Source organism: Pseudomonas sp. Tun-23181, assembly GCF_057415455.1.
In genome coordinates, this window is the sequence record NZ_CM171630.1 from 4,767,980 (window position 1) to 4,786,427 (window position 18,448).

An 18,448-nucleotide genomic window follows, 5' to 3' on the forward strand; every position below is an offset into this window, starting at 1 on the left:
GCTGACAGGGAGATGTCGACATGATTCCGCTGTATCTGGCCTCTGGCTCGCCGCGCCGTCGTGAACTGCTGACCCAGATCGGCGTGCCGTTCACCACCGTCAGTGCACCCATCGACGAGACCCCGCGGCCTGGCGAAGGCGCGGCCGAGTACGTCGAGCGCCTGGCCCGGGCCAAGGCCGCAGCCGGGCTGGCCCAGGTAAGCGGGCCAGGGGTGGTGCTGGGCGCCGACACCGCCGTGGTGCTCGATGGTCGCATCCTTGGCAAGCCGCAAGATCGCGAACACGCCTTGGCCATGCTGGCCGAGCTTTCCAATCGTGAACACCAGGTACTCACCGCCGTCGCCCTGAGCGATGACCAGCGTTGCCTGAGCGCCTGTGTGGCGAGCAACGTGCGCATGCGTGCCATCGGTGCGCAGGAGGCCGAGCGCTACTGGGCCACTGGCGAGCCGCTGGACAAGGCCGGTGGCTACGCCATCCAGGGGCTGGGGGCGGTCTTCGTCACGAGCCTCGTCGGCAGCTATTCGGCGGTGGTCGGTCTGCCCTTGAGCGAGACGGCCGACCTGCTGGCGCAATTCGCCATCGCCTGCTGGCAGCAACATGAGGATTCAGCACCGCGCTAGCCAGCTATCCGCCAGCGATCCATCATTACCTGAGACCTTTGACGAGAGCCTGCCATGAGTGAAGAGATCCTGATCAACATCACCCCGATGGAGTCACGCGTGGCAGTGGTGGAAAACGGCGTGCTGCAGGAGGTGCATGTCGAACGCACCCAGCGCCGCGGCATCGTCGGCAACATCTACAAGGGCAAGGTGGTGCGGGTGCTGCCGGGCATGCAGGCGGCCTTCGTCGACATCGGCCTGGAGCGCGCCGCCTTCATCCACGCATCGGAGATCTCCCAGCGCGAAGGTTCGGCGGTGGAGACCATCACCGCGCTGGTCCACGAGGGCCAGGCCCTGGTGGTGCAGGTGACCAAGGACCCGATCGGCACCAAGGGCGCACGCCTGACCACCCAGCTATCGATCCCGTCGCGCTACCTGGTGTACATGCCGCGCAGCAGTCATGTCGGTATCTCCCTGAAGATCGAGGACGAAGCCGAGCGCGATCGCCTCAAACAGGTGGTCAGCGACTGCATGGAGCAGGAGGATATCCGCGATGCCGGCGGCTTCATCCTGCGCACTGCCGCCGAGGGCGCCCGCGCCGAAGAGATTCTCCAGGATATCCGCTACCTGCGCCGCCTGTGGGAGCAGATCGGCAGCCAGATCAAGACCTGCGGTGCGCCGTTGGTGATCTACGAGGACCTGGGCCTGGCCTTGCGTACCCTGCGCGACCTGGTCAACCCGAAGATCGAGAAGATCCGCATCGACTCCCGGGAAACCTTCCAGAAAACCACGCAATTCGTCGGCGAGCTGATGCCTGAGATCGCCGACCGCCTGGAACACTACCCGGGCGAGCGGCCCATCTTCGACCTCTATGGCGTCGAGGACGAGATCCAGCGTGCCCTGGAACGCAAGGTGCCGCTCAAGTCCGGCGGCTACCTGGTGGTCGACCCGGCCGAGGCGATGACCACCATCGACGTCAACACCGGCGCCTTCGTCGGCCACCGCAACCTCGAGGAAACCATCTTCAAGACCAACCTCGAGGCGGCCACCGCCATCGCCCGGCAACTGCGCCTGCGCAATATCGGCGGGATCATCATCATCGACTTCATCGACATGGAGGACGAAGAGCACCAGCGCCAGGTCCTGCGGACCCTGGAGAAGCAGCTCGAGCGCGACCATGCCAAGACCAACATCATCGGCATCACCGAGTTGGGCCTGGTACAGATGACCCGCAAGCGCACCCGCGAGAGCCTCGAGCAGGTGCTCTGCGAGCCCTGCATCGCCTGCCAGGGGCGTGGCAAGCTGAAGACACCCGAGACCGTGTGCTACGAGATCTTCCGCGAGATCCTCCGTGAGGCCCGGGCCTACCAGGCCGAGGGTTACCGGGTGCTGGCCAACCAGAAGGTGGTCGATCGCCTGCTCGACGAGGAATCTGGCAACGTCGCGGAGCTCGAGGCTTTCATTGGCCGAACCATCCGTTTCCAGGTGGAGTCCATGTATTCCCAGGAACAGTACGATGTGGTGTTGCTCTGACGCGTTATGAACACCCACGGCGCTCGGACGCACTGGCAAAGCCACGGCACCGAGCCATAGTTAAGGCACGACTTGGAGGGCCATGGCCATGGGACGTCTGACCCGCGTTCTGATCGCCTTGACCCGTTGGGGGCTGGGGCTCTGCGCCCTGTTCGCGGTGCTGGTGGCGCTGTATGTCAGCCTCGGCCGGCAATTGACCCCCCTGGTGGCCGAGTACCGTGCCGACGCCGAGATCAAGGCCGAGCAGGCCCTGGGCCTGCCGGTACATATCGGTGCCCTGGAAGGTCGTTGGAGCGGCCTGGCGCCAGTGTTGCAGGTACGTGACCTGCAACTGGGCGAGGACGCCGCGGCCTTGCGCCTGGACGACGTCAAGGTGGTGCCGGACCTGTGGGCCAGCCTCAAGGCGCGCGAGCTGCGCCTGGCGAACGTCCAGCTCGGCGGCCTGCAACTGATCCTGCGCGAGGACGAACAGGGCGCCTGGGTGCTCGAAGGCCTGCCACGCAAGGATGACACCCCGACGGATCCGGCGCAGGTCCTGCGCAGCCTGGGGCAACTGGGCCGCATCGATGTGTTCGACAGCCAGGTCACCCTCCACCCTTGGCAACGCGACCCCTTGACCCTCACCTACGTCAGTGCGGGCTTGCGCGCCGGCGCCTCGCGCCAGGTGCTGGACCTGCGGGCCACTCTGCCCGATGGCCAGCCCCTGGCCGCCAGCCTGCGTGGTCGTGCCGTACCCGGCAACTGGCGCGACAGTCGGCTCGAGGCCTACCTGAGCCTGCCGCAAAGCGACTGGGCCCGCTGGTTGCCGCCGCGCCTGCTGGGGCCGTGGCAGGCCACGACGCTGCGCGCCGGTGGCGAGTTCTGGATCGATTGGAACAAAGGACAACTGCAGCGCGCGGTGGCCCGCCTCAATGCACCGCAGTTGCAGGGCGCCCACGTCGGGCGTAAGGCCGTCACCCTCGACAACCTTGCCCTGAACGCCTGGCTTCGGCGGGGCAAGGACGGCTTCGACGTCACCGTGGACTCGCTCGCGGCCAGCATCGGCGAGACCCGCTGGGAAACCCACCTGCAACTGCAACAACGGTCAGGCACTGATCCGAGCCAGGAAAACTGGCAGGTCCAGGCCGATCGCCTCGACCTGACGCCGCTGACACCGCTGGTCGACGCCCTGGCACCGTTGCCGGACAACGTCATGACCGTGGTCGATGCCCTCAAGGTGACCGGTGCCCTGCGCAACGTGCGCCTGGACATCCGCCCCAAGGCCGAGGGCGACCAGCGTCTGAGCTTCGCCGCCAACCTGGAGAAGGTCGGTTTCGACGCCTATCACGGGGCGCCGGCGGCCGGCAACGTGAACGGCAGCATCAGCGGCGACCTCGGACACGGCGAGCTGCGCTTGGATAGCGACGCCTTCATGCTGCACCTGTACCCGATCTTCGCCAAACCCTGGCACTACCAGAAGGCCAACGCCCGGCTCACCTGGCAACTGGACAAGGACGGCTTCACCCTGGTTGCGCCGTATATCAAGGTGCTGGGGGAGGAGGGCAAGATTGCCGCCGACTTCCTCATCCGCCTACTGTTCGAGGAAGGGCGCGAGGACTACATGGACCTGCGCGTGGGCCTGACCGAAGGCGACGGGCGCTACACCGCCAAGTACCTGCCCGAGGTGCTCAGCCCGGCGGTCGACGAGTGGCTGCGCAGCGCTATCGTCAAGGGCACCGTCGACGAAGGCTACTTCCAGTACCAGGGTTCGCTGAACCATGGTGCGCCGCCGCAGGCGCGCAGCATCAGCCTGTTCTTCAAGGTGCGCGATGCGTCACTGGACTTCCAGCCTGGCTGGCCGCAGGTGCAGCAGGTCGATGGCGATGTCTACATCGAGGACAGCGGCGTGCGCATCAAGGCCAAGCGTGGCTTGCTGCTCGACACCCAGGTCAGCGACGTCAGCGTCGACATCCCCCATGTCGAAGGCGACCAGCACAGCCACCTGTACCTGGAGGGCGACTTCGATGGCCATCTGGGCGATGGCCTGAAGATCCTCCAGCAAGCGCCGATCGGTACCGGCGAGATCTTCGCCGGTTGGGAAGGCGAGGGGCCGCTCAAGGGCAAGGTCAAGCTCGACATTCCCCTGGCCCATGGCCTGCATCCCAAGGTGCGGGTGGACTTCGCCACCGCCAATGCCCGCCTCAAGGTGGCGCCGCCGACCCTGGAACTGAGCCGTCTGAAGGGCGACTTCAGCTTCGACCTGGACAAGGGCCTGAGTGGCAAGGGCATCAGCCTGCAGGCATTCGGCAAGCCGGTCACCGCGCAGATCGTCGCCGAAGGCCGGCCCGGTCAGATGCAGACCCGTATCGATGCCAGCGGCCAGGTGGCGCTCAAGACGTTGACCGACTGGTTGCAGTTCGGGCAGCCGCTGCCGGCCTCGGGTGACCTGCCATACCGCTTGCAACTGAGCCTTGGCGCCCGCGACAACCGGTTGACGGTCAACTCCACGCTCAAGGGCCTGGCCATCGACCTGCCGGCACCGTTCGGCAAGGCTGCGGCGGACACCCGTGACAGCCGCTTCAGCATGACCCTGCAGGGCGAGGAGCGACGCTTCGACGCCGGTTATGCCGACCTGGCCCGTCTGGCCTATGCCGCGCCGGCCGACAAGCTGGCCCAGGGCCGTGGCGAACTGTTGCTCGGCAGCGGCAATGCGCTGCTGCCCCCCGGCCAGGGCCTGCGCGTGCGTGGCCGGCTCGAAAGCCTGGACGTGGCGCCCTGGCAGCAGCAACTGGAGCGCTTCGCCGGCCAGGCGCCGGGTGACAATGCCCGACAGAACCTGCTGGGTGTCGACCTGAGCATCGGTCAACTGAAGGCCTTCGGCCTGGACCTGAACCAGGCTGTGGTTCGCCTGGCCCGGGGCAGCGCGGCCTGGGACCTGCGGCTGGACAGCCGGGAGGTCATCGGCAATGCCCGCATCCCGGATGCCAAGGCCGCGCCCATGAGCGTGCGCCTGCAGACCCTGCGCCTGCCCGCGGCCAACCCGGCCCAGGTCCAGGCCGAGGATGCGCCTGACCCATTGGCTTCCTTCGATCCGCGCAAGGCGCCGTCCCTCGACCTGACCATCGACAAGTTGTTCCGCGGCGACGACCTGTACGGCCGCGCAGCGGTGAAGCTGCGGCCGACCGCGCGTGGCGTTTCGCTGAACGATATCGACCTCGACCTCAAGGGCCTGCGCATCGGCGGTAGCGGTGGCTGGGAGGGCGAGCCGGGGCGTAGCGCCAGCTGGTACAAGGGGCGCCTGGAGGGCAAGAACCTTGCCGAGGTGCTCAAGGGCTGGGGCTTTGCCCCGACCGTCACCAGCCGTGACTTCCGCCTCGACGTGGATGGCCGCTGGCCGGGCTCGCCAGCCTGGGTCGGTCTCCAGCGCTTCTCCGGCAGCCTCGACGCGGCCCTGCGTAGTGGCCAGTTCATAGAGGTGGAGGGCAGTGCCCAGGCCCTGCGGGTGTTCGGCCTGCTCAATTTCAACTCCATCGGCCGCCGCCTGCGCCTGGACTTCTCCGACCTGTTCGACAAGGGCCTGGCCTACGATCGGCTCAAGGGCCTGCTGGTGGCCAGCAATGGGGTCTACGTGACCCGTGAGCCGATCACCATCACCGGGCCATCGAGCAATTTCGAACTCGACGGCACCCTGGACATGGTCCGCGACCGGGTCGATGCCAACCTGCAGGTGACCCTGCCGGTGACCAATAACCTGCCCCTGGCCGCACTGATCGTCGGGGCGCCGGCAGTCGGTGGCGCGCTGTTTCTGGTCGACCGCCTGATCGGCGATCGCGTGGCCCGCTTCGCCAGCGTGCACTACCGCATCGAGGGCCCATGGAAAGAGCCTAGAATCACATTTGTGAAACCTTTCGAGAAACGTCAATGAAGTCAGCGGTCATCCAGATGGTCAGCCAGGACGATGTGCTGGCCAACCTGCAACGTGCCACGGCCCTGCTGGAGCAGGCTGCCTTCGGCGGCGCTAGGTTGGCAGTGCTGCCGGAGAACTTCGTCGCCATGGGCCGGCGCGATGCGGCCGCGATAGGCCGGGCCGAGGCCATGGGCGAGGGGCCGATCCTGCCATGGTTGAAACGCACGGCTCGCGACCTCAGGTTATGGATTGTCGCCGGTACCCTGCCGTTACCGCCGGTCGGCCAGCCCGATGCCAAGGCCCACGCCTGCTCGCTGCTGGTCGACGAGCATGGCGAGCTGGCGGCGCGCTACGACAAGCTGCACCTGTTCGACGTGGATGTCGCGGACAGCCGTGGCCGTTACCGGGAGTCCGACGACTATGCCCATGGCGGCCAGGTGGTCGTCGCCGACACCCCGGTGGGGCGTCTGGGCCTCTCGGTGTGCTACGACCTGCGTTTCCCCGAGCTGTACAGCGCCCTGCGCGCTGCCGGGGCAGAGCTGATCAGTGCGCCCTCGGCCTTCACCGCGGTGACCGGCGCGGCCCACTGGGAGGTGCTGATCCGCGCCCGGGCCATCGAAACTCAGTGCTACCTGCTGGCCGCGGCCCAGGGCGGCACCCATCCAGGGCCGCGGGAAACCCACGGCCATGCGGCGATCATCGACCCTTGGGGGCGGATCGTCGCCGAACAGGCGCGCGGCGAAGGCGTTTTGCTGGCCGAGCGCGATATCGATGAACAGGCGTCCATACGGGCGCGAATGCCGGTCGCCTTGCACCGGCGCTTTTTCTCGCAGGACGCCTTGCGGCCTGCGCACACCTCGGAGTGACTATGAGCCAGATGTTATCCACCGTCAGCGAGCAGCTCCTGGCCCCGGGCGGACTGACCCTGGACAGCCTGCAGGCTGTGCTGGGCGAGTTGGCCGGCCCCGGTATCGACGCCGCCGACCTGTATTTCCAGGGCCAGATCTCGGAAACCTGGGCCCTGGAGGACGGCATCGTCAAGGAAGGCAGTTTCAACCTCGACCAGGGCGTGGGCGTGCGGGCCCAATCTGGCGAGAAGACCGGCTTCGCCTACAGCAACGCGATCAACCTCGAGGCCCTGACCTCGGCGGCTCGTGCTGCCCGCTCGATTTCCCGTGCCGGCCAGGAGGGCCGTGTGCAGGCGTTTCGCAGCCAGGAGGTGACGCCCCTGTATGCCGCGGACAACCCCTTGGACGTGCTGAGCAGGTCGGAAAAGGTCGAGCTGCTCAAGCGTGTCGATGCTGCCACCCGGGCCCTGGACCCAAGGATCCAGCAGGTCACCGTGAGCATGGCCGGGGTCTGGGAACGCATCCTGGTGGCTGCCGCTGATGGCAGCCTGGCCGCCGACGTACGTCCGCTGGTGCGCTTCAACGTCAGCGTGATCGTCGAGCAGAACGGTCGGCGCGAGCGAGGTGGCCAGGGCGGCGGTGGGCGTACCGACTACCGCTATTTCACCGAGGAGCGGGTCATGGGCTATGCCCGAGAGGCGCTGCGCCAGGCGCTGGTCAACCTCGAGGCCAAGCCGGCACCGGCGGGTACCTTGCCGGTGGTGCTCGGTCCGGGCTGGTCCGGCGTACTGTTGCACGAGGCGGTGGGGCATGGCCTGGAAGGCGACTTCAACCGCAAGGGCAGCTCGGCCTACAGCGGGCGCATCGGTGAAAAGGTAGCGTCGACGCTGTGCACCATCGTCGACGATGGCACCTTGGAAGGCCGCCGTGGTTCGCTGAGCGTCGATGACGAAGGGACGCCGACGGAATGCACCACGCTGATCGAGAACGGCATCCTCAAGGGCTACATGCAGGACAAGCTCAATGCCCGGCTGATGGGCATGGCCGTCACCGGCAACGGGCGCCGCGAGTCCTACGCGCACCTGCCGATGCCGCGCATGACCAACACCTACATGCGGGCCGGCGACAGCGATCCGCAGGAGATCATCGCCTCGGTGAAGAAAGGCCTGTATTGCGCCAACCTCGGCGGTGGGCAGGTGGATATCACCAGCGGCAAGTTCGTGTTCTCCACCAGCGAGGCCTACCTGATCGAGGACGGCAAGATCACCGCGCCAGTCAAGGGCGCGACCCTGATCGGTAACGGCCCGGAGGCCATGAGCCGAGTGTCGATGGTCGGCAACGACCTGGCCTTGGACAGTGGTGTGGGAACCTGTGGCAAGGATGGGCAATCGGTGCCGGTCGGCGTTGGCCAACCGACCCTGAAACTCGATGCCATCACGGTGGGTGGTACGGGAGCGTGAAAAAGTCGGGGCCGCCATGCAGTCCTTTCGCGACACGCAGCCGTTCCCGCGAGGGGCTGCGTGACAGCCCCGAGACGGGCCTCAGCGCAGGCCGCGCTGGGTTTCGTCGAGGTCGCGGATGTACTTGAAGACCTTGCGCGCGGCGGCAGGCGGCTTGTTCCGCGCCTTCTCGTGCTGGGCATGGCGGATCAGCGAGCGCAGGTGCTGGCGATCGGCCTCGGGGTACTCGTTGATGAAGCGCTCGAGGTCTTCATCGGTGCCATCGACCAGTCGGTCGCGCCAGCGCTCGAGGTTGTGGAAACGTTCGTTGTACTGGCGGCTCGAGCTGTCGATCTGCTCGAGCACGGCATGAATGGCGTCGAGGTCCTGGTCGCGCATCAGCTTGCCGACGAACGACATGTGGCGTTTGCGGGCGCCATGCGCGGTGTGCTTGACGGACTCGGCCAGCGCCTTGCGCAGCCCATCGGTCAAGGGCAGGCGCGCCAGGGTGTCGGCCTTGAGCGTGGTGAGACGCTCGCCGAGCTCGACCAGCGCGTGCAGTTCGCGCTTGATCTGGGTTTTGCTTTTTTCGCCGTCGAAGGCGTCGTCGTAAGAATCAACCATGGTGGCAGTCCGCTGGAAAACGCCGCCATGATAACCAGTCGGGGGCCGCTTGTCCGGTCCGGTCGTAGAATGACCCAAGCCGTACGCAGAATTTTGAGTGGAGAGAACCATGAGTGCAGTCCAGAGCGTAGGCCCCAAGGACCTGCCGGCGTTGCAGGAACAGGTCGAAGCGATCATCGCCGAAGCGCGCCGCCAGGGTGCCAGCGCCTGCGAGGTGGCGGTGTCGCTGGAGCAGGGCCTGTCCACCACGGTACGTCAGCGTGAAGTCGAAACGGTCGAGTTCAATCGCGACCAGGGCTTTGGCATCACCCTGTATGTCGGCCAGCGCAAAGGTTCGGCCAGTACCTCGGCGAGCGGCCCGGAGGCGATCCGCGAGACCGTGGCCGCCGCCCTGGCCATCGCCCAGCATACGTCCGAGGATAATTGCGCGGGGCTGGCCGACGCGGCGCTGATGGCCCGGGATATCCCCGACCTCGACCTTTACCACGACTGGGACATCAGCCCCGAGCAGGCCATCGAGAAGGCGCTGGCCTGCGAGGCGGCGGCTTTCGAGGCCGACCCACGCATCCGCAACGCCGACGGTACCACCCTCAATACCCACCAGGGTTGTCGGGTGTATGGCAACAGCCATGGCTTCATCGGCGGCTATGCCTCCACCCGCCATAGCCTCAGTTGCGTGATGATCGCCGAGGGCGAGGGGCAAATGCAGCGTGACTATTGGTACGACGTCAATCGCCAGGGCCACTTGCTGGCCGACCCGCGCAGCATCGGCCAGCGTGCCGCCCAGCGTGCCGCCAGCCGCCTTGGCGCGCGTCCGGTGCCGACCTGCGAGGTGCCGGTGCTGTTTTCCGCCGAGCTGGCGGGCGGCCTGTTCGGCAGCTTCCTGTCGGCCATTTCCGGCGGCAACCTGTACCGCAAGTCGTCGTTCCTCGACGGTGCCATCGGCCAGCGCCTGTTCCCGACCTGGCTGACCATCGACGAGCGTCCGCACCTGCCGCGGGCCCTGGGCAGCGCCGCGTTCGATGGTGACGGCCTGGCGACCTATGCCAAGCCGTTCGTCGACAAAGGTGAGTTGGTGTCCTACCTCCTCGGGACCTATTCGGGCCGCAAGCTGGGCCTGCCGAGCACGGCCAATGCCGGCGGTGTGCACAACCTGTTCGTCAGCCATGGTGTGGAGGACCAGGCGGCGTTGATCCGGCGCATGGGCCGAGGCCTGCTGGTGACCGAACTGATGGGCCATGGGCTGAACATGGTGACGGGTGACTACTCGCGCGGCGCGGCGGGCTTCTGGGTGGAAGATGGCGAGATCCGCTTCCCGGTCCAGGAAGTGACGATCGCCGGTAACATGAAGGACATGTTCCAGCAAATCGTCGCCATTGGCAGTGATATCGAAACCCGCAGCAACATCCACAGCGGCTCGGTGCTGATCGAGCGGATGACCGTGGCGGGTAGCTGAACCTCAAGCCGTGTGATGTCAATTGGGGCTGCCTAGCAGCCCCTTCATTGGGCACATTCGAATAAGCATCATCACGTCGTCGCGCCGATTTTTCACGGCGCGCGAGGCGTTGGTTTTCGCCTTGCTCTTGAAGTGATTCTATTTATCACTTAATAATGAATATCATTATCCAGTAACCCGGCGATGATGTTCATGAAACCCGTCCTCCACGAACTGCCCTACCTGGAAAACTGGCGCTGGCTCAGCCGGCGCATCCGCTGTGCCCTCGAACCCGACGAGCCCCGGCTGATCGATCACTACCTGGCCGAAGGCCGCTACCTGGTGTGCTGTACCGAAACCTCGCCCTGGACGGTGGCCCTGACCTCGTTCCGCCTGCTCCTGGATACCGCCTGCGACCGCATGCTGCCCTGGCACTGGCGTTGCCTGTGCCTGGACCAGGCCTGGCGTCCGTTGCTCGACCTGCGCAACCTCGACCGTCGCGAACAGAACCAACGCTGGCAGCCCTACGCCTTGCAACTGGCCAATTGCGTGCTGCTGCCTTCGATTTCTCCCGATGAACTGATGCAAGGACTTGATGATGAGTGATACCCGTATCGAGCGTGACAGCATGGGCGAACTGCAGGTGCCGGCCCAGGCGCTGTACGGTGCCCAGACCCAGCGCGCGGTCGACAACTTCCCGATCAGCGGCCAGCGCATGCCGGCCCAGTTCATCCGCGCGCTGCTGCTGGCCAAGGCCGCGGCGGCCAAGGCCAACGTCGAGCTGGAGCAATTGAGCGCCGAGCAGGGCGCAGCCATCGTCGAGGCGGTGGAGCAACTGCTGGCCGAGGATTTCATCCGGCACTTCCCGGTGGATGTGTACCAGACCGGCTCGGGCACCAGCTCGAACATGAACGCCAACGAGGTGATCGCCACCCTGGCCAGCCGCGTGCTGGGCGACAAGGTCAATGCCAACGACCACGTCAATTGCGGTCAGAGCAGCAACGACATCATCCCCACCACCATCCACGTGAGCGCCGCGCTGGCCCTGCACGAGCAACTGCTACCGGCGTTGCGTCACCTGGTCCAGGTGATCGAAGCCAAGGCTGACCAGGTGCATGCCTACGTCAAGACCGGCCGCACCCACCTGATGGACGCCATGCCGGTGCGCATGAGCCAGGTCCTCGGTGGCTGGGCTGCCCAAGTCAAGGCTGCCCAGGCGCATATCGAGGCGACTTTGCCGAGCCTGCAATCGCTGGCCCAGGGCGGTACCGCAGTGGGCACCGGGATCAATGCCCATCCGCAGTTCGCCGCGGGCTTCGCCCGCCAGCTCAGCGCGCTGACCCAGGTCGAGTTCACCCCCGGTGACAACCTGTTCGCCCTGATCGGCTCCCAGGATACCGCCGTGGCCCTGTCCGGCCAGCTCAAGACCACCGCCGTGGCCTTGATGAAGATCGCCAACGACCTGCGTTGGATGAACTCCGGCCCCCTGGCCGGCCTCGGCGAAATCGAGCTGCAGGCCCTGCAGCCGGGCTCCTCGATCATGCCGGGCAAGGTCAACCCGGTGATCCCGGAGGCCACTGCCATGGTCGCCGCCCAGGTGATCGGCAACGACGCGACCATCGCCGTGGCCGGGCAGTCGGGCAACTTCGAGCTCAACGTGATGTTGCCGGTCATCGCTCGCAACCTGCTCGAGAGCATCGAGCTGATGGCCAACGCCAGCCGCCTGCTCTCCGACAAGGCCATCGCCAGCTTCAAGATCAACGAGACCAAGCTCAAGGAGGCGCTGTCGCGCAACCCGATCCTGGTCACCGCGCTGAACCCGATCATCGGCTACCTGAAGGCCGCCGAGATCGCCAAGACTGCCTACAAGCAGGGGCGCCCGATCATCGACGTGGCGCTGGAGCACACTGACCTGTCGCGCGACCAGTTGGAGGCGCTGCTGGACCCTGAAAAACTCACCGCCGGCGGTATTTGATCCAGCACCGCCCAGGAGACACGTCATGCAGCACTGGAAACACACCACGGAAACCGCCAACCGCCTGTTCGAACAGGGCGAGCTGGTCGATGCCCGGGAACACTACCTGCAGGCCTTGGCGCTGGCCCAGGTGCTGTTCGAGCGCTGGCATGACGTGGACGAAGCGGTGGCTGCGTTCGTCATCGCCCACCACAACCTGGCCGACCTGCACTTGCGCCTGAACCAGCCTCATGAGAGCGCCGACTACCTGTGCGCCGCCCACCAGCGCTTGCTTCAGGCCAGCCAGGACCCGCGCCTGCCCCAGGCCCTGCGCGAGGCGGCGTTGCGCCACAGCGGCCGGACCTACACCGAGTTGCTGGGGTTCATCGCCGAATACGGCCAGTACCCGCGTACCGAGCGCCTGCTCGATCGCCATGCGCCAGGGGCGAGCGAGCTGGCCGCCCAGCGCGAACCGATTCATCGTTCACACGCCTACGGAATCCATTGACATGCCCCATACCTTGCCTGCGTTGCCTTATGCCTACGATGCGCTGGAGCCGCATATCGATACCCAGACCATGGAGATCCACCACACCAAGCACCACCAGACCTACATCAACAACCTCAACGCCGCCATCGAAGGCACCGAATGGGCCGAATGGCCGGTCGAGAAGCTGGTGGGCGCGGTCAAGCAACTGCCCGAGCAACTGCAAGGCGCGGTGGTCAACCAGGGCGGCGGCCATGCCAACCACACCTTGTTCTGGACTGTGATGTCGCCCAAGGGCGGTGGCCAGCCCCAGGGCCAGGTGGCCAAGGCCATCGACGAGCAACTGGGTGGCTTCGAGGCCTTCAAGGAGGCTTTCACCAAGGCTGCGCTGACCCGCTTCGGCAGCGGCTGGGCCTGGCTCAGCGTGACCCCGGCCAAGACCCTGGTGGTGGAGAGCAGCGGTAACCAGGACAGCCCCTTGATGCACGGCAACACGCCGATCCTCGGCCTGGACGTCTGGGAGCATGCCTATTACCTGAAGTACCAGAACCGTCGTCCGGAATACATCGGTGCGTTCTACAACGTCATCGATTGGACTGAAGTCGAACGCCGCTACCTTGAAGCCCTGAAGTGAGTCGAACCGGTATGCGCTCGGAGGTGATGTCTGTCAGCAGTGTGCGCCTGTTTCGGCTGGCGCTGGGCACCTTGCTGTTGTTGGTCGGCACTGCGTTGCTGGTGGCGCGCGGCATCGCCTGGCTGGACCTCGAGCCGCGCATGCTGCGCGCCCTCGAGGGCGGAGCGCTGTGTGCCTTGGGCACGGCGCTGGGCGCGGTGCCGGTACTGGTCATCCGCAACATGCCGGTGGCCCTGGCCGACACCCTGCTGGGCTTCGGCGCTGGGGTGATGCTGGCGGCCACGGCGTTTTCCCTGATCATCCCCGGGCTGGATGCGGCCCAGGCCATTGGCTTCAGCCCTTGGGGCGCCGGTGGGCTGATCAGCTTCGGCCTGTTGTTCGGTGCCCTGTGCCTGTTCCTGGTCGACCTCAAGGTGTCGGGCGCCTCGCCGGAGGCTTTGGTCGGTGGCGAGAACAAGCCGGTGATCGCCGCACGGATCTGGCTGTTCGTCATTGCCATCATCGCGCACAACATCCCGGAAGGCATGGCCATCGGTGTGTCGGCTGGCGGCGGCATGGCCGATGCCGACAGCCTGGCCATGGGTATCGCCCTGCAGGACGTACCCGAGGGCTTGGTGATCGCCCTGGTGCTGGCGGGGGCGGGGATGCCACGTTTCAAGGCGTTCCTGATCGGGGCCGCTTCCGGGTTGGTCGAGCCGCTGGCGGCGGTGGTGTGCGCCTGGCTGGTGAACATCGCCGAGCTACTGCTGCCACTGGGCCTGGCCTGCGCGGCGGGGGCCATGCTGTTGGTGGTGACCCAGGAGATCATCCCTGAGTCTCGCAGCAACGGCCATCATCGCTTGGCCAGCCTGGGGCTGTGCGTCGGCTTCTGCCTGATGATGGTGATGGATACGGCGATGTCGTGAGCATGGCGAAGGTGGGGAGTACCTTTTATTGCTTATGCCGTTGGCTCAGGCATAGATCACTTCCACGCGTCCTTCACGACGTGTGCGCGGGGCGGCCTTGATGACAATTTGTATATCCCGCCCCAGGCGCGCCAGGCACTCGATCATCTTCGTTTCGCTGATGCCGCGGAATAGACGGCGCGATAGGTGTTGTTGCCATGATCTTCCACGACTTCGAGCCTGAGAAGCCTTTCAAGGCCTTCGTTTGCGGATGCCTGCCTCCCTCCTGCGCCAAGTGCGGGGCAAAACCGAAGACATCTTGGACATCGGCGGGGCGTTTCTGAATATCTTTCCTACTGCTGCCGACCCAATACAAAGGCTTGATTTGCTTGTGTGGTTCCATGGGATCGCCTTCAATCCATACCGATATAGGTAAGGCAATCGAACAGAACCTGCTCCTGACAATTGGCAGGAGATGTTGCGCAAAGGTTCGAGGGAATCCCGGGGGCTATTCGCCTTCGTCGAAGCGATTGTTGATCAGTGCCACCAATGCATCCATGGCCGCGTCATCCTGCTCGCCCTCGGTGTGCAGGTGGACCTGGGTACCCTTGCCAGCGGCGAGCATCATCACCGCCATGATGCTCTTGCCATCCACCAGCTTGTCCGGTGCGCGGCCCACCCTGATCTGGCAGGGGAAGCGCCCGGCCACGCCGACGAACTTGGCGGCCGCCCGGGCATGCAGACCCAGCTTGTTGATGATGGTGATTTCGCGGGCGGGCATCGTGGTGCGGGTCCTGTGGGCTAGAGGTCGCGGTGGCGGACCTGGACGTTTTTCAGGGATTGCTGCAACTGCTGGCCCAGCCGTTCGGTCAGGTACACCGAGCGGTGGTGACCACCGGTGCAGCCGATGGCGATGGTGACATAGGCGCGGTTGCTGGCGGCGAAGCGTGGCAGCCACTTGAGCAGGTAGCTGGAGATGTCCTGGAACATCTCCTCGACATCCGGCTGGGCGTCGAGGTAGTCGATCACTGGCTGCTCCAGGCCGGAGTGCTCACGCAGTTCCGGCTTCCAGTAGGGATTGGGCAGGCAGCGCACATCGAACACCAGGTCGGCATCCACAGGCATGCCGCGCTTGAAGCCGAAGGACTCGACCAGGAAGGCGGTACCGGGCTCAGGCTGGTTGAGCAGGCGCAGCTTGATCGAGTCGCGCAACTGGTAGAGGTTGAGGCTGGTGGTGTCGATCTTCAGGTCCGCCAGGTCGGCGATCGGGCCGAGCAGTTCGCTCTCGACGCGGATCGCCTCGGCCAGGGAGCGATCGGCGTTGGTCAGCGGGTGGCGCCGGCGGGTCTCGGAGAAGCGCTTGAGCAGGGTCTCCTCGTCCGCATCCAGGTACAGCACGTCGCACTGGATATGCCGGGCACGCGCCTCCTCGAGCAATTCGGGGAATCGCGACAGATGGCTGGGCAGGTTGCGTGCATCGATGGAGACGGCGACCTTCGGTTGCAGCATCTCGGTATTGACCAGCGCATTTTCCGCCAATTGCGGCAACAACCCGGCAGGCAGGTTGTCGATGCAGTAGTAGCCGTTGTCTTCCAGCACGTCGAGGGCGGTACTCTTGCCGGAGCCGGACCGGCCGCTGACGATGATCAGGCGCATGTTCAGTGCTCGTTCTGTGCGTCCAGGACTACCTGGTACAGGGCCTCGCTGCTGTCGGCGGCACGCAGGCGATCGCGGACCTCCTTGCGATCGAGCATGCTGGCGATCTGGCGCAGCAGTTCAAGGTGGGCATCGGTGGCGGCTTCCGGTACCAGCAGGACGAACAGCAGGTCCACGGGAGCGCCGTCGATGGCGTCGTAGTCGATGGGGGCATCCAGGTGCAGCAGGGCGCTGACCGGTGCGGTGCAGCCTTCGAGCCGGCAGTGGGGAATGGCGATGCCATTGCCGAAACCGGTGGAGCCCAGCTTCTCGCGGGCGACCAGTTTCTCGAATACGTCTTCCATTTCCAGTTCGGTCACGTCCCTGGCGATCAGGGTGGCGATTTCCTGGAGCACACGCTTCTTGCTGCCGCCCGGCACGTTCACGAGGGAACGGCCGGGGGTCAGGATGGTTTCAAGTCGGATCATGGATGAGGGGGATCAGCGGGCGGCTGCACCTTGCAGCAGGCTTTGCTGTTTTTCCTTGTGTTTTTTCAGTTGGCGGTCGAGCTTGTCAGCCAGGGCGTCGATCGCTGCATACATGTCTTTGTCTTCGGCGTTTGCAACCACTTCGCCGCCGGGAATCTGCAGGGTCGCCTCGACCTTCTGCTGCAACTTCTCGACTGTCAGGATGACCTGCACGTTGGTGATCTTGTCGAAGTGGCCCTCCACGCGAGCGAGCTTCTCGAGTACGTACTCACGCAGCGGCTGGGTGACTTCTACATGGTGTCCACTGATGTTGACTTGCATACAGCTTCTCCTTTGTTGCCCGTGCATAAAGGGCAGGTATTGCACCTGCCACTGAAACGCTATGGCACAGCCAGGGGCTACATCAGTCGCTTGCGTTCGCTCGACGGTGCGATGCCGAGGGACTCACGATACTTGGCGACGGTGCGACGGGCTACCTGGATGCCTTGTGCCTCCAGTAAACCAGCGATCTTGCTGTCACTCAATGGCTTTTTCTGATTTTCCGCCGCAACCAGTTTCTTGATGATCGCACGGATCGCCGTGGACGAGCATTCGCCGCCTTCGGCGGTGCTCACATGGCTCGAGAAAAAGTATTTCAGTTCGTAGATGCCACGGGGCGTGTGCATGTATTTCTGCGTCGTGACCCGGGAAATGGTCGATTCGTGCATGCCCACCGCCTCGGCGATGTCGTGCAGGACCAGCGGCTTCATCGCCTCGTCGCCATGGTCGAGGAAGCCACGCTGGTGCTCGACGATCTGGGTGGCGACCTTCATCAGCGTCTCGTTGCGGCTCTGCAGGCTCTTGATGAACCAGCGCGCCTCCTGCAACTGGTTGCGCATGAAGGTGTTGTCGGCGCTGGTGTCGGCGCGGCGGACGAACCCGGCATACTGTGGATTGACCCGCAGGCGCGGGATCGCTTCCTGGTTCAGTTCCACCAGCCAGCGGTCGTTGTCCTTGCGCACGATGACATCGGGGACCACGTACTCCGGCTCGCTCGACTCGATCTGCGAGCCCGGGCGCGGATTGAGGCTCTGCACCAGCTCGATGACCTGGCGCAGTTCGTCTTCCTTGAGCTTCATGCGGCGCATCAGCTGGCTGTAGTCGCGGCTGCCGAGCAGGTCGATGAAGTCGGTGACCAGGCGCTGGGCTTCGGCCATCCACGGCGTGCTGGCTGGCAGTTGGCGCAGTTGCAGCAGCAGGCATTCGCCCAGGTTGCGTGCGCCGATGCCGGCGGGCTCGAATTGCTGGATACGGTGCAGCACCGCCTCGACTTCATCCAGCTCGATATCCAGCTCTGGCTCGAAGCCGGCGCAGATTTCCTCGAGGCTGTCTTCCAGGTAGCCCTGGCCGTTGATGCTGTCGATGAGGGTGACGGCGATCAGGCGGTCGGTGTCGGACATCGGCGCCAGGTTCAGTTGCCACAGCAGGTGGCTTTGCAGGCTCTCGCCGATCGACGTGCGGGTGGTGAAGTCCCACTCGTCGTCATCGCTGCTGGGCAGGCTGCTGGCGCTGGTCTGGTAGATGTCCTCCCAGGCCGTGTCCACCGGCAGCTCGTTGGGGATGCGCTCGTTCCATTCGCCATCCTCCAGGTTGTCGGCACTGGCCGTGCTTTCCTGGAAACTGCTGTCCTGGGGTTCGCTGGCCGGTTTGCTCTCGGCGTTGTCGGCCATCGGGTCGCTGTTGTCGAAGTCGTCGCCGTCTTCCTGACGTTCGAGCATCGGGTTGGACTCCAGCGCTTCCTGGATTTCCTGCTGAAGGTCCAGGGTGGAGAGCTGAAGCAGACGGATAGCCTGTTGCAACTGCGGGGTCATCGTCAGTTGCTGGCCCATTTTTAGGACGAGCGATGGTTTCATGGCAGGGGCTAAATACCTTGTTCGCCGGCGCACATGCGCCATCCACTACAGAGAGGGCGCCGGGGCGCCAACTTCAAGCAAGTTTTATGCCTTAAATTGTAGCGTTTGCC

General features: G+C 65.1%; 17 protein-coding genes and 1 pseudogene. 11 read left to right on the forward strand and 7 right to left on the reverse strand.

Annotated features, from left to right (window positions below):
- Nucleotides 1–20 precede the first annotated feature (20 nt).
- The 5 genes from ACDI39_RS22530 (at nt 21) to tldD (ending at nt 8,326) form a co-directional block, all read left to right on the forward strand.
- Nucleotides 21–620 carry a Maf family protein gene (locus ACDI39_RS22530; protein WP_225787159.1) on the forward strand — a complete coding sequence of 200 codons (600 nt, stop codon included), beginning with the start codon at nt 21–23 and terminating at the stop codon, nt 618–620.
- Between the two features lie 54 nt (nt 621–674).
- A complete protein-coding gene (rng, locus tag ACDI39_RS22535; protein WP_225787160.1) occupies nt 675–2,132 on the forward strand; it encodes a ribonuclease G in 1,458 nt (485 codons plus the stop codon).
- 82 nt (nt 2,133–2,214) lie between these two features.
- The gene (locus ACDI39_RS22540) at nt 2,215–6,036 is read left to right on the forward strand and encodes a YhdP family protein (RefSeq protein WP_253081372.1); all 3,822 of its coding nucleotides are present in this window, start codon (nt 2,215–2,217) and stop codon (nt 6,034–6,036) included.
- Nucleotides 6,033–6,884: a carbon-nitrogen hydrolase family protein gene (locus ACDI39_RS22545; RefSeq protein ID WP_253081371.1), complete on the forward strand. Its 852-nt coding sequence runs from the start codon at nt 6,033–6,035 to the stop codon at nt 6,882–6,884. The genes ACDI39_RS22540 and ACDI39_RS22545 overlap by 4 nt, the downstream gene beginning before the upstream one ends.
- A 2-nt stretch (nt 6,885–6,886) precedes the next feature.
- A complete protein-coding gene (gene tldD, locus ACDI39_RS22550) occupies nt 6,887–8,326 on the forward strand; it encodes a metalloprotease TldD (protein WP_253090587.1) in 1,440 nt (479 codons plus the stop codon).
- 81 nt (nt 8,327–8,407) lie between these two features.
- On the opposite strand, the gene yjgA is transcribed toward tldD, so the two are convergent.
- A complete protein-coding gene (yjgA, locus tag ACDI39_RS22555) occupies nt 8,408–8,929 on the reverse strand; it encodes a ribosome biogenesis factor YjgA (RefSeq protein WP_225787164.1) in 522 nt (173 codons plus the stop codon).
- 109 nt (nt 8,930–9,038) lie between these two features.
- Between yjgA and pmbA the strand changes: the two genes are divergently transcribed.
- The 6 genes from pmbA (at nt 9,039) to ACDI39_RS22585 (ending at nt 14,344) form a co-directional block, all read left to right on the forward strand.
- Nucleotides 9,039–10,385, forward strand: coding sequence for a metalloprotease PmbA (pmbA, locus tag ACDI39_RS22560; protein WP_410045788.1), 1,347 nt, complete (start codon nt 9,039–9,041; stop codon nt 10,383–10,385).
- A 183-nt stretch (nt 10,386–10,568) separates the two neighbouring features.
- On the forward strand, nt 10,569–10,970 hold the full coding sequence (locus ACDI39_RS22565) for a FagA protein (RefSeq protein WP_225787166.1): 402 nt from the start codon (nt 10,569–10,571) through the stop codon (nt 10,968–10,970).
- The gene (locus ACDI39_RS22570; RefSeq protein ID WP_253090589.1) at nt 10,963–12,339 is read left to right on the forward strand and encodes a class II fumarate hydratase; all 1,377 of its coding nucleotides are present in this window, start codon (nt 10,963–10,965) and stop codon (nt 12,337–12,339) included. Before ACDI39_RS22565 ends, ACDI39_RS22570 begins: the two co-directional genes overlap by 8 nt.
- Before the next feature lie 25 nt (nt 12,340–12,364).
- On the forward strand, nt 12,365–12,826 hold the full coding sequence (locus ACDI39_RS22575; protein WP_253090590.1) for a DUF2753 domain-containing protein: 462 nt from the start codon (nt 12,365–12,367) through the stop codon (nt 12,824–12,826).
- Between the two features lies 1 nt (nt 12,827).
- Nucleotides 12,828–13,439 carry a superoxide dismutase gene (locus ACDI39_RS22580; protein ID WP_253081368.1) on the forward strand — a complete coding sequence of 204 codons (612 nt, stop codon included), beginning with the start codon at nt 12,828–12,830 and terminating at the stop codon, nt 13,437–13,439.
- An 11-nt stretch (nt 13,440–13,450) separates the two neighbouring features.
- Nucleotides 13,451–14,344, forward strand: a complete 894-nt coding sequence (locus ACDI39_RS22585; RefSeq protein ID WP_253081375.1) for a ZIP family metal transporter — start codon at nt 13,451–13,453, stop codon at nt 14,342–14,344.
- A 45-nt stretch (nt 14,345–14,389) separates the two neighbouring features.
- On the opposite strand, the pseudogene ACDI39_RS22590 reads toward ACDI39_RS22585, so the two are convergent.
- The 6 genes and pseudogenes from ACDI39_RS22590 to ACDI39_RS22615 form a co-directional block, all read right to left on the reverse strand.
- Nucleotides 14,390–14,524: pseudogene (locus ACDI39_RS22590) on the reverse strand (transcriptional regulator); the annotation flags it as partial.
- Nucleotides 14,525–14,831: 307 nt separating this feature from the next.
- Complete coding sequence (locus ACDI39_RS22595; protein WP_225787170.1) at nt 14,832–15,104, reverse strand: HPr family phosphocarrier protein; 273 nt, start codon at nt 15,102–15,104, stop codon at nt 14,832–14,834.
- A gap of 20 nt (nt 15,105–15,124) precedes the next feature.
- Nucleotides 15,125–15,979, reverse strand: coding sequence for an RNase adapter RapZ (rapZ, locus tag ACDI39_RS22600; protein WP_225787171.1), 855 nt, complete (start codon nt 15,977–15,979; stop codon nt 15,125–15,127).
- Nucleotides 15,980–15,981: 2 nt separating this feature from the next.
- Nucleotides 15,982–16,446 (reverse strand): PTS IIA-like nitrogen regulatory protein PtsN, encoded by a 465-nt coding sequence (gene ptsN, locus ACDI39_RS22605; RefSeq protein WP_225787172.1) that lies wholly within the window; start codon nt 16,444–16,446, stop codon nt 15,982–15,984.
- Between the two features lie 12 nt (nt 16,447–16,458).
- Entirely contained in the window at nt 16,459–16,767 is a 309-nt protein-coding gene (gene hpf / locus ACDI39_RS22610) for a ribosome hibernation-promoting factor, HPF/YfiA family (RefSeq protein WP_225787173.1), read from the reverse strand.
- Between the two features lie 77 nt (nt 16,768–16,844).
- Nucleotides 16,845–18,338, reverse strand: a complete 1,494-nt coding sequence (locus ACDI39_RS22615) for an RNA polymerase factor sigma-54 (RefSeq protein ID WP_225787174.1) — start codon at nt 18,336–18,338, stop codon at nt 16,845–16,847.
- Nucleotides 18,339–18,448 lie beyond the last annotated feature (110 nt).